Raw genomic sequence first — 11,364 nt, forward strand, 5'->3', positions numbered from 1 at the left:
GTGGACTCCGGGGCGAAGGGGATGGGCAAGTTGCAGAACTGTAGCTGCTGCCGGAGGCTGCGATCAAGGATGCAGTGCGGGCAATGCGGGGGCAGGAAATACGCGGGGAGGTGAAAAAGGCACCGACCCTTGCGGTCGGTGCCCGTGCGGCTTACTGCGCGGTCGGAGTGATATCGCGCATTGGCTTGCCACGCACCGGGGCGTTGCCCGCTACGTAGTAGTCGGCCTTGCTGCGGGGCAGCGGCTGACGGCCACGGATTTTGTCGGCGATTTTCTCGGCCATCATGATGGTCGGCGCATTGAGGTTGCCGGTGGTGATGATCGGCATGATCGAGGCATCCACCACGCGCAGGCCTTGCATGCCGTGCACGCGACCCTGGCCATCCACTACCGCCATGTCGTCGGTGCCCATCTTGCACGAGCAGGATGGGTGGAACGCGGTCTCGGCGTGCTCGCGGATGAACTTGTCCAGTTGCTCGTCGGTCTGCACCTCGATGCCCGGGCTGATTTCTCGACCGCGGAAGGCGTCCAGGGCCGGCTGTTGCATGATTTCCCGGGTCAGGCGGATGCCGTCGCGGAATTCCTGCCAGTCCTGCTCGGTGGCCATGTAGTTGAAGAGGATGCTCGGGTGCTGGCGCGGGTCCTTGGACTTGATCTGCACGCGACCACGGCTCGGCGAGCGCATGGAACCCATGTGCGCCTGGAAACCGTGCTCTTTAACACCGTTGCTGCCGTTGTAGTTAATCGCCACTGGCAGGAAGTGGTACTGGATGTTCGGCCACTCGAACTCTTCACGGGTGCGGATGAAACCGCCGGCTTCGAACTGGTTGCTGGCGCCGATGCCGGTGCCGTTGAACAGCCACTCGGCGCCGATGGCCGGCTGGTTCCACCACAGCAGCGATGGGTACAGCGACACCGGTTGGGTGCAGGCGTACTGCAGGTACAGCTCCAGGTGGTCCTGCAGGTTTTCACCCACGCCCGGCAGGTCGTGGACCACCGGGATGTCCAGGCTTTCCAGCAGGGCGCGGGGGCCGACGCCGGAGCGTTGCAGCAGTTGCGGCGAGGCGATGGCGCCGGAGCTGACGATGACTTCCTTGCGGGCGCGGGCTTCCACGCGCTCCTCGGTGCTGCCTTGCAGGTAGCTCACGCCGACGGCGCGCTTGCCGTCAAAGAGGATCTTGTCGGTCAGGGCGTGGGTGACGATGGTCAGGGTCGAACGCTTCTTGGCGATGTCCAGGTAGCCGCGGGCGGTGCTGGAGCGACGACCTTTAGGGGTGACCGTACGGTCCATCGGGCCGAAGCCTTCCTGTTGGTAGCCGTTCAGGTCTTCGGTGCGCGGGTAACCGGCTTGTACACCGGCTTCGACCATGGCGTGGAACAGCGGGTTGTTGCCGGCTTTGGGCGTGGTCACGCTGACCGGGCCTTCGCCGCCGTGGTAGTCGTTAGGGCCGATGTCACGGGTTTCCGCCTTGCGGAAGTACGGCAGGCAGTCCAGGTAGGTCCAGTCTTCCAGGCCTGGCAGCTTGGCCCAGCCGTCGTAGTCCATGGCGTTGCCGCGGATGTAGCACATGCCGTTGATCAGCGACGAGCCACCCAGGCCCTTGCCGCGACCGCACTCCATGCGACGACCGTTCATGTGTGGCTCTGGATCGGTCTCGTAGGCCCAGTTGTAGCGACGGCCTTGCAGTGGGAAGGCCAGTGCCGCCGGCATCTGGGTACGGAAGTCGAAGCGATAGTCCGGGCCGCCGGCTTCCAGCAGCAGGACGGTGACGCCTTCGTCTTCAGTCAGACGGGTTGCCAGGGTGTTACCGGCAGAGCCGGCACCCACAATGATGTAATCGAATTCTTGGGACATTGAATGCACCCTCTTTGAGATTGGTCAGGTCGCACGATCAATAGGCCTGTAGCTGCTGCCGAAGGCTGCGATCGGCCGCGCAGCGGACGTGCTTCGGCGATCGCAGGAAGGTCCTTCGGACCTTTTCGCAGCCTGCGGCAGCGGCTACAGGGGATGTCGTTCAGGCTGGGTGTCTTAGAACACCGAGGCGTAGTCGCCCAGCTCGACCTGTACCGACTTGATGCGGGTGAAGTTGTTCAGCGAGCTGATGCCGTTCTCACGGCCAACACCCGATTGCTTGTAGCCGCCAACCGGCATCTTGGCGTCGGATTCGCCCCAGGCGTTGATCCAGCAGATACCGGCTTCGAGCTGATGAATCACGCGGTGGGCGCGGTTCAGATCCTTGGTGACGATACCGGCGGCCAGGCCGAAGTCGGTGTCGTTGGCACGGCGGATCACTTCTTCTTCGGTTTCGTAGGTCAGGATCGCCATCACCGGGCCGAAGATTTCTTCACGGACGATGGTCATGTCGTCGGTGCAGTCGGTGAACACGGTCGGTGCAACGAAGGCACCCTTGGCGAATTCGCCGTCGGTCAGGCGCTCGCCGCCGCACAGTACGCGGGCACCTTCTGCTTTGCCCTTGGCGATGTAGCCCAGCACGCTTTCCATGTGCTGGAAGCTGACCAGCGGACCGAAGTTGGTGTTTTCGTCTTCCGGGTTGCCGATGCGGATGCGCGCTACGCGCTCGGCGATCTTGGCTTCGAAAGCGGCTTTCAGGTGGCTCGGTACGAACACGCGAGTACCGTTGGTGCAGACCTGACCGGAGCTGTAGAAGTTGGCCATCATGGCGGTGTCGGCGGCGCGATCCAGGTCAGCGTCGTCGAAGATGATCAGCGGCGACTTGCCGCCCAGTTCCATGGTCACGTCTTTGAGCGAGGAGCTGGAAGCGCTGGCCATGACCTTCTTGCCGGTGTCGGTGCCGCCGGTGAAGGAGACTTTCTCGATGCGCGGGTGCTCGGTCAGCCAGGTGCCGACTTCACGGCCGCTGCCGGTCAGCACGTTGAACACGCCAGCCGGTACGCCGGCTTCGGTGTAGATCTCGGCCAGTTTCAGGGTGGTCAGCGAGGTGACTTCGCTGGGCTTGAAGATCATTGCGTTGCCGGCGGCCAGGGCTGGCGCGGATTTCCACAGGGCGATCTGGATCGGGTAGTTCCAGGCGCCGATGCCGGCCACTACGCCCAGCGGCTCGCGACGGGTGTAGACGAAGGATGTGGTGCGCAGCGGGATCTGCTCGCCTTCGATGGCCGGTACCAGGCCTGCGTAGTATTCCAGCACGTCAGCGCCGGTGACGATGTCCACGTACTTGGTTTCGGAGAAGGCTTTACCGGTGTCCAGGGTTTCCAGGGCGGCCAGTTCGTCGTTGCGCTCGCGGAGGATTTCCACGGCGCGACGCAGGATGCGCGAACGCTCCATGGCGGTCATGGCGGCCCAGATCTTCTGGCCTTTTTCGGCGCTGACCACGGCGCGTTCCACGTCATCAAAGGTCGCACGCTGCACTTGTGCGAGAACTTCACCGTTGGCCGGGTTGATGGCATCGAAAGTGGCGTCGCTGCCGGCATCGGTGTAGCCGCCGTCGATGTAGAGTTTTTGCAGTTCGAAACGGGCCATAGTGTCCTCGCAAGTGCATTAAGTAGTGGGCTTGACCACCGGGCGTATCCCGAAGTTCAGGACACGTTGATCAGTGGCGGGTCAGGGGCCGAGCGTCTCTTTTGTGCTCTGGCGCTCCTGCTTAGCCAGTTGTAGATCCATGTATTCGTAAGCGATCCGTATCGCCTGGTCGGTGTCGAATGCATCACCCGACAAGGCACCACGCAGCCACAAACCGTCGATCAAAGCCGCCAGGCCGCGAGCTGCCTTGCGCGCATGGTAGAGCGGCAGGGCACGGCGGAACTGGCAACACAGGTTGGAATACAAGCGGTGGTCGTTGATCCGCTGCAACCTGTGCAAATCGGGCTGGTGCATGCTGGAGGCCCAGAAGGCCAACCAGGTTTTCATGGCCGGGCCGTTCACCTGGCTGGCATCGAAGTTGCCCTCGATGATCACTTTCAGGTGAGCGCGCGGGCTGTCGTCCGTCAGGGCCTGGCGGCGTGCTCTGACGCCTTCGTTGAGCATGCTCATGATGTAACCCATCGTCGCTGCGATCAGGCCGTTCTTGTCCCGAAAGTAGTGACTGATGATGCCGTTTGAAACACCGGCCAAACGGGCGATCAGCGCAATGCTGGCGTCCCCCATTCCGACCTGATCGACGGCCTGTAGCGTGGCTTCGATCAATTGCTGGCGGCGTATGGGTTGCATACCGACCTTGGGCATCTGATACCTCTCCTTAGGCCTGTCGGCGGGCGTATGACGCCGGTCGACTTGTGGGCCAGTCTATTTTGTTTTGATTGAACGTTCAATCAACAAAGAATAAGATCTGCGACAAATCGTCGCTGCCTGGGGAGGTTTTCCTACTCGCGGACGGCGGGAAAACGACCTCCGAAATAGCCCAAAACTTACACGTGGCATGGCGTGGACCGGCAAGAGTAAGGACGTGTTGAAGGGGCAGGACGCTCCGGGGAACAGACGACGAGCTGCAGGTTCGTCACTGACCTTGGATGCGGGTGCGCAACGCGGCTTTTGCGGTTTCGGGCTTTTTCGGGGTGTCTTTATATCACCCGATGATCGGCTGCCAACTAACCGATTGGTCGGGTGCGGTGTTGCCTTGTGTCCTTCTCTCGCACTGCCTGGAGCATCTGTGCAATGAGTTCTGCCTCTCTTATAAAGACCCCACCGGAGAAGGTGCGGGTCAACGGTTGGGTGTTCTACACCTCCACCGCGCTGATCCTGTTGTTGACCGCCATTCTGATCATCGCCCCGCAAGAGGCCGGCAGATTGCTGGGCATTGCCCAGGCCTGGTTGTCTCGCAGCTTCGGCTGGTACTACATGGTGGTGATCGCCGCTTACCTGGTGTTCGTGGTGGGCCTGGCATTCTCCTCCTACGGCAAGCTCAAGCTGGGGACCAAGCAAGACACCCCGGACTTCAGCTACGGTGCCTGGGCCGGGATGCTGTTCTCCTCCGGTATCGGTATCTCGCTGCTGTACTTCGGTGCTTCCGAGCCCCTGGACCACTACTTCAATCCGCCGGAAGGCGTACCCGGCAGCAACCTGGCCGCACGCCAGGCGTTGCAGCTGACCTTCCTGCACTGGGGCCTGCATGGCTGGGCGATCTACGCCCTGGTGGGCCTGGCGGTGGCGTACTTTGCCTACCGGCATAACCAGCCGCTGGCGCTGCGTTCGGCGTTGTATCCGCTGGTGGGCGAGCGCTGGGTCAAGGGCGCGGCCGGCCACGCGGTGGACGGTTTCGGCATGTTCGTGACCCTGCTGGGCCTGGTGACCAACCTGGGGATCGGCTCGATGCAGGTGTCTTCCGGCCTGGAAAACCTGTTCGGCATGGAGCACAGCAACACCAACCTGCTGATCGTGATCATCGTCATGAGCACGGTGGCCACCATCGCCGCGGTGTCCGGTGTGGAAAACGGCATCCGCCGCCTGTCCAACCTGAACATCGTGCTGTTCAGCGGCCTGTTGATTTTCGTCCTGCTGTTCGGCCCGACCCTGCACTTGCTCAACGGCTTCGTGCAGAACATCGGCGACTACCTCAACGGTGTGGTGCTCAAGACCTTCGACCTCTACGTGTACGAAGGCGACAACGCCAAGTCCGACCGCTGGCTGGGCCTGTGGACCCTGTTCTACTGGGCCTGGTGGATTTCCTGGGCGCCATTCGTAGGCATGTTCATTGCGCGTATTTCCCGTGGTCGCACCGTGCGTGAGCTGGTCGCCGGCGTGCTGCTGATTCCCCTGGGCTTCACCCTGGCCTGGCTGTCGATCTTCGGTAACTCGGCCCTGGACCTGGTGGTCAACCAGGGAGCGGTGGAACTGGGCAAGACGGCGCTGGAACAGCCGTCCATGGCGATCTACCAACTGCTTGAGCACTACCCGGCCTCGAAGATTGTCATCGGTGTCTCGATCTTCGTCGGCTTCGTGCTGTTCCTGACCCCCGCCGACTCCGGCGCGGTGATGATGGCCAACCTGTCCTGCAAAGGCGGCAACGTCGACGAAGACGCCCCGCACTGGCTGCGGATCTTCTGGTCGGTGGTGATCACCCTGGTTACCATCGGCCTGTTGTTCGCCGGTAACTTCGAAGCCATGCAGACCATGGTGGTGCTGGCCGGCCTGCCGTTCTCGGTGGTGCTGATCTTCTTCATGTTCGGTTTGCACAAGGCCATGCGCCAGGACGTGCAGATCGAGCAGGAACAAGCGCAATTGGCCGAGCGCGGTCGCCGTGGTTTCAGCGAGCGCCTGACCCAGCTGGACCTGCAACCGACCCAGTCGGTGGTGCAGCGTTACATGGACAAGCACATCAGCCCGGCGCTGCAGGAAGCCGTCGCGCAACTGCGCACCCTGGGCCATGAAGTGCAGACCAACCTGGGCAAGTCCAAGAGTTTGCTGGGCCTGCGGGTGGAAATGGAGGAAGGCAATCCCTTCGTCTATGAAGTGAGCCTGGACGGCTACCTGGCGGCACCGAGCGAATCGGCCCAGCCGGAAGGGGCGGATAGCGAAGTCCGTAGTCGTTTCTACCGCGCCGAGGTGTACCTGCACAACGGCAGCCAGGAATACGACTTGATGGGCTTCACCCAGGAGCAGATCACCCGTGATGTGCTCGATCAGTTCGAAAGCCATCGGCAGCTCCTTGGCCGGGTCTATAGCTGAGTGAAGTGACGGACCGCTCCCGACGGAGCGGCTCCACCCGCTGTAGGAGCCGGCTTGCCGGCGAAGGCGCCCTTCATGGAAGGTTTCAGGGCCTGTTCGCTGGCAAGCCAGCTCCTGCAGAAGGGGGTGTGTCGATAAAGCAAAACGCCGCGATTGCTCGCGGCGTTTTTGTGTCTGCGGCTTAACCCAGGTTCTTGCCAAGCAGCGCGTGGTAGAGCTCGCTGTCGCCAAGGATGCCGACGACTTTCTGGTTGTCGTGGAGCACCAGTTTGTTGCCGGTCTGGTAGCGGATCTGCAGCGCGTCGCGCATGCCGATGTTGGAGTCCACCAGGGTCGGACGCCGGCCCAGTTCTTCCACGGACTGCCCCGGAACCCAGTTCTGCAGGTCCATCTGCGAGCCGTTGCGACGGGCGCCCTTGATGGTGTTGCCTTCCGCCAGGTCGAGCCAGGAATCGCCACCCGGGTCCAGGCACACGGAGCCGTTGACCCGCTTGCAGTTGTCCAGGCTGCGCATCAGGCTGCGCCCGCAGAGCACGTTCAGCGGGTTGGTGTGGGCGACGAAGGTGCGCACATAGTCGTCCGCGGGGTTGAGCACGATTTCTTCCGGCTTGCTGTACTGGATGATCCGCCCGTCTTTCATGATGGCGATGCGGCTGCCCAGCTTCAGGGCCTCGTCCAGGTCGTGGCTGACAAACACGATGGTCTTGCTCAGCTTGCGTTGCAGTTCCAGCAGCTCGTCCTGCAGACCCTGGCGGATCAGCGGGTCGAGGGCCGAGAAAGGTTCGTCCATCAGCAGGATATCGGCGTCCATGGCCAGGGCGCGGGCCAGGCCCACACGCTGCTGCATGCCGCCGGACAGCTCGTCGGGCTTCTTGTTGCGCCACTGGGTCAGGCCCACCAGCTCAAGTTTCTCGTCCACCAGCTTGCGCCTTTCCTTCTCCGGTCGGCCCTGCATCTCCAGGCCGAAGCTGATGTTCTCGCGCACCGTCAGCCAGGGCATCAGGGCGAACTTCTGGAACACCATGGCGATGCGCTGGGTGCGCATCATCTTCAGTTCGGCGGGGGAGCAGGAGGCAATGTCGATCTGCTGGCCTTCGTGCTCGACGAACAGCTTGCCGCGGCTCACGGTGTTGAGGCCGTTGATGCAGCGCAGCAGGCTGGATTTGCCGGAGCCGGAAAGGCCCATGAGTACGCAGATCTCGCCTTTCTGGATGTCCAGGCTGGCTTTTTCCACGCCGACGATCTGCCCGGTTTTCTTCAGGATCTCGTTGCGGGTCATGCCCTGGTCCAGCAGCTTGAGCGCCTCCCGTGGGTCCTTGGAGAAGATAACGTCTACGTTATCGAAGCGGATTATGCTCATGCGTCACCCCCTACTTTGGCTTCAGGTTGTTTGCAGATGCGGTCGAGCATGATCGCCAGCAGCACGATCGCCAGACCGGCTTCAAAGCCCAGGGCAATGTCGGCGGTATTGAGTGCGTTGACCACGGGTTTGCCCAGGCCGTCGGCGCCGACCAGGGCGGCGATCACCACCATCGACAGCGACAACATGATGCATTGGGTAATACCGGCGGCGATGCTCGGCATGGCGTGGGGCAGCTCAATGCGCGACAACAACTGACGGCGCGAACAGCCAAAGGCCTTGCCCGCGTCCATCAACTCTTGTGGAACATCGCGAATGCCCAGGTAGGTCAGGCGGATCGGCGCGGCAATGGCGAACACCACCGTGGAGATCAGGCCGGGTACCACCCCGAGGCCGAACAGGGTCAGGGTCGGGATCAGGTAGACGAATGTGGGGACGGTCTGCATCAGGTCCAGGACCGGACGCATCATGGTGTAGAACAGCGGTTTGTGCGCGGCGACGATTCCCAGGGGCACGCCGATCAGCACGCAGACCAGGGTGGCGAACAGCACCTGGGCCAGGGTTTCCATGGTTTCCTGCCAGTACCCCAGATTGAGGATCAGCAGGAAGGACAGCACGACAAATACAGTCAGGCCCCATTTGCGCTGGATCAGGTGCGCCAGCAGGGCAATCAGGCCGATCAGGGCCAGGGGATTGAACCAGGTCAGCGCGAACGTCACGCCGTGGATCATGGTTTCCAGGGTGGTAGCGATCGCATCGAAGGTGCTGGCACCGTGTTTCGTCAACCAGTCTACGAAAGCCGCGATGTACTGGCCCAGGGGGATTTTCTGATCAGTGAGCATGGTATTGAACGTCCGCATGCAAGGAAAAAACAGCCCGGGCGGGCAAGCCCGCCCGGCGTAAGCGATTACTCAGCAAGCTTGGCTTTCACGGCTTCCAGGCCGGGTTTACCGTCAATGGTGGTCACGCCAGCGAGCCAGGTATCGAGCACCTGTGGATTCTTCTTCAGCCAGGCCTTGGCGGCTGCGTCAGGCTTCATCTTGTCGTCCAGCACGTTGCCCATCAGGGTGCTTTCCATGTTCAGGGTGAACGACAGGTTCTTCAGCAACTGGCCCACGTTGCTGCACTCGGTGGTGTAGCCCTTGCGGGTGTTGGTGTAGATGGTGGCCTGGCCGAAGTTGGGGCCGAAGAAGTCGTCGCCCCCGGTCAGGTACTTCATCTTGAAGCGTGTGTTCATCGGGTGTGGTTCCCAGCCCAGGAACACCACCGCGGTGTCGCGACGCTGAGCGCGCTCAACCTGGGACAGCATGCCCGCCTCGCTGGACTCCACTACTTTGAAGCCGGCGTCCTTGAGGCCAAAGGCGTTCTTGTCGATCATCGTCTGGATGGTGCGGTTGCCGTCGTTGCCCGGCTCGATGCCGTAGATCTTGCCGTCCAGCTCCTTCTTGAACTTGGCGATGTCGGCGAAGTCTTTCAGGCCCTTGTCATACAGCGACTCGGGAACTGCCAGGGTGTACTTGGCGTTTTCCAGGTTGGCGCGCACGGTCTCCACGGTGCCAGCATCGCGGTAGGCCTTGATGTCGTTTTCCATGGTCGGCATCCAGTTGCCGAGGAACACGTCCATGTTCTTGCCGTCGGCCAGGGACTTGTAGGTCACTGGCACGGAAATCATCGTGGTCTTGGTCTTGTAGCCCAGGGCGTTGAGCACGACGCTGGTGGTGGCGGTGGTCACGGTGATATCGGTCCAGCCGACATCGGAGAAGTTTACGGTGCTGCATTGCTCCGGTTCTGCGGCGTGTGCCAGAAGCGGCAGACTCAGCATGGCGGCCAACAACAACGACGGGGAACCTTTCATAGGGGAGACTCCTGGATGTTTTTTTGGCGGCGTATGGACCGCGCTTATAAGTGTGGCGGTTGGTGTGCCGGGGACAGCTCTACCACCGTGCCTTGCAATCGAGTCGAGACTGATCATGTACCAGTGAAAAACTGTCGCCTACGGGGTGCGTCGTATCCAGTACAGGGAGGGTCGCATCCAGTGTCGGTGAGGTCGCTTACAGTGTTTCCGGGCATTTTTTCCTGCATCTGAGCCGCAAAAAACGCCCAGAACCCGAGCCTCGCGCCAGGCGGCGTTGGTGGACATGAGTGAGTCGGTGTCAGACGTCGCGAGGCGCAGTAAAAGCCTGATGATGCGCCCTTCTCGGCGGATTGCAGCTTGAGCGTAGCAGCTCCGTCAGAGGGCGTTTTCAGCGCCTGGACTGTGCTCATCGAGGAGTTACGCAGTAATGGCTATCAGTGTTTTCGACTTGTTCAAGATCGGCATCGGGCCTTCCAGTTCCCACACCGTCGGGCCCATGCGCGCCGCGGCGTTATTCGTCCAGGTATTGAAGGAACGCCATCTGCTGGAGCAGGTGCGGCGGATCGAAGTGCAACTGTTCGGTTCGTTGTCGGCCACCGGCATTGGCCATGGCAGCGACAACGCGGTGATCATGGGCTTGATGGGGGAGTGGCCCGATGCGATCGACCCGTCGCTGATCGGCCCGCGCATCGAACGGCTCAGGGAAACCCACACCCTGTTGCTGGACGGACGGCTGGCTGTGCCGTTCATCTGGTCCCGGGACATGCGCCTGCTGGACGAAAACCTGCCCTTTCACCCCAATGCCATGACCCTGGTGGCTGAAGGTGAAGGCGGGGAGCTGTTGCGCGATACCTATTATTCGGTGGGCGGCGGTTTTGTCGTCGACCAGGCCCAGGCCAGTAGCGGCGTGGCGGACCTGGATCGTAGCGAGCTGCCTTACGATTTCTCCAGTGCGGTGGAACTGCTCAGCCTGTGCCAGAAGCACAACCTGCGAGTCGCCGAACTGATGCTGGCCAACGAGAAGGTCTGGCGTTCGGAAGAGGAAATCCGCAGCGGCCTGATGACGCTGTGGCGCGCGATGCAGGATTGCGTGGAACAGGGGCTCAAGCACGAAGGCATCCTGCCCGGCGGGCTCAATGTGCGCCGGCGCGCGGCCAGGCTGCATCGCAGCCTGCAGGAACTGAACAAGCCCAATGTGATCGGCTCCACCTTGAGCGCCATGGAGTGGGTCAACCTGTTCGCCCTGGCGGTGAACGAGGAGAACGCCGCCGGTGGGCGCATGGTCACCGCACCCACCAACGGCGCGGCGGGGATCATTCCGGCGGTGCTGCACTACTTCATGAAATTCAGCGAGGACGTGACTGACGCCAACGTGGTGGATTTCTTCCTCGGCGCGGCGGCCATCGGCATCCTGTGCAAGAAGAACGCCTCGATCTCCGGGGCCGAAGTCGGCTGCCAGGGGGAGGTGGGTTCGGCCTGCGCCATGGCGGCGGCGGGGCTGGCGGA

The 11,364-nt window shown here is 62.0% G+C and carries 8 protein-coding genes; 2 read left to right on the plus strand and 6 right to left on the minus strand.

The genetic code is table 11. The features are described 5' to 3' along the window. Positions 1–151 precede the first annotated feature (151 nt). The 3 genes from betA to betI form a co-directional block, all read right to left on the minus strand. Positions 152–1,855, minus strand: a complete 1,704-nt coding sequence (betA, locus tag J5M73_RS03035) for a choline dehydrogenase (protein WP_102862022.1) — start codon at positions 1,853–1,855, stop codon at positions 152–154. A 174-nt stretch (positions 1,856–2,029) separates the two neighbouring features. Further along, on the minus strand, positions 2,030–3,502 hold the full coding sequence (betB, locus tag J5M73_RS03040; RefSeq protein ID WP_102862021.1) for a betaine-aldehyde dehydrogenase: 1,473 nt from the start codon (positions 3,500–3,502) through the stop codon (positions 2,030–2,032). A gap of 81 nt (positions 3,503–3,583) precedes the next feature. Next, complete coding sequence (betI, locus tag J5M73_RS03045) at positions 3,584–4,204, minus strand: transcriptional regulator BetI (RefSeq protein WP_016966359.1); 621 nt, start codon at positions 4,202–4,204, stop codon at positions 3,584–3,586. Between the two features lie 486 nt (positions 4,205–4,690). Here betI and J5M73_RS03050 point away from each other — a divergent pair, with 486 nt between their 5' ends. Next, complete coding sequence (locus J5M73_RS03050) at positions 4,691–6,643, plus strand: BCCT family transporter (RefSeq protein WP_240322063.1); 1,953 nt, start codon at positions 4,691–4,693, stop codon at positions 6,641–6,643. A gap of 181 nt (positions 6,644–6,824) precedes the next feature. Here the strand turns inward: J5M73_RS03050 and choV are convergent, their stop codons facing one another. From choV to J5M73_RS03065, 3 genes are all read right to left on the minus strand, one after another. After that, positions 6,825–8,003: a choline ABC transporter ATP-binding protein gene (gene choV / locus J5M73_RS03055; RefSeq protein WP_102862018.1), complete on the minus strand. Its 1,179-nt coding sequence runs from the start codon at positions 8,001–8,003 to the stop codon at positions 6,825–6,827. After that, entirely contained in the window at positions 8,000–8,845 is an 846-nt protein-coding gene (gene choW, locus J5M73_RS03060) for a choline ABC transporter permease subunit (protein WP_102862017.1), read from the minus strand. The genes choV and choW overlap by 4 nt, the downstream gene beginning before the upstream one ends. Before the next feature lie 65 nt (positions 8,846–8,910). Next, complete coding sequence (locus tag J5M73_RS03065) at positions 8,911–9,858, minus strand: choline ABC transporter substrate-binding protein (RefSeq protein ID WP_102862016.1); 948 nt, start codon at positions 9,856–9,858, stop codon at positions 8,911–8,913. Between the two features lie 427 nt (positions 9,859–10,285). Between J5M73_RS03065 and J5M73_RS03070 the strand changes: the two genes are divergently transcribed. After that, on the plus strand, positions 10,286–11,364 hold a 1,079-nt coding region (locus J5M73_RS03070), incomplete at its 3' end, for an L-serine ammonia-lyase (RefSeq protein ID WP_207815000.1).

The organism is Pseudomonas sp. 50_B, assembly GCF_017491625.1.
GTDB classification, from domain to species: domain Bacteria; phylum Pseudomonadota; class Gammaproteobacteria; order Pseudomonadales; family Pseudomonadaceae; genus Aquipseudomonas; species Aquipseudomonas danubii.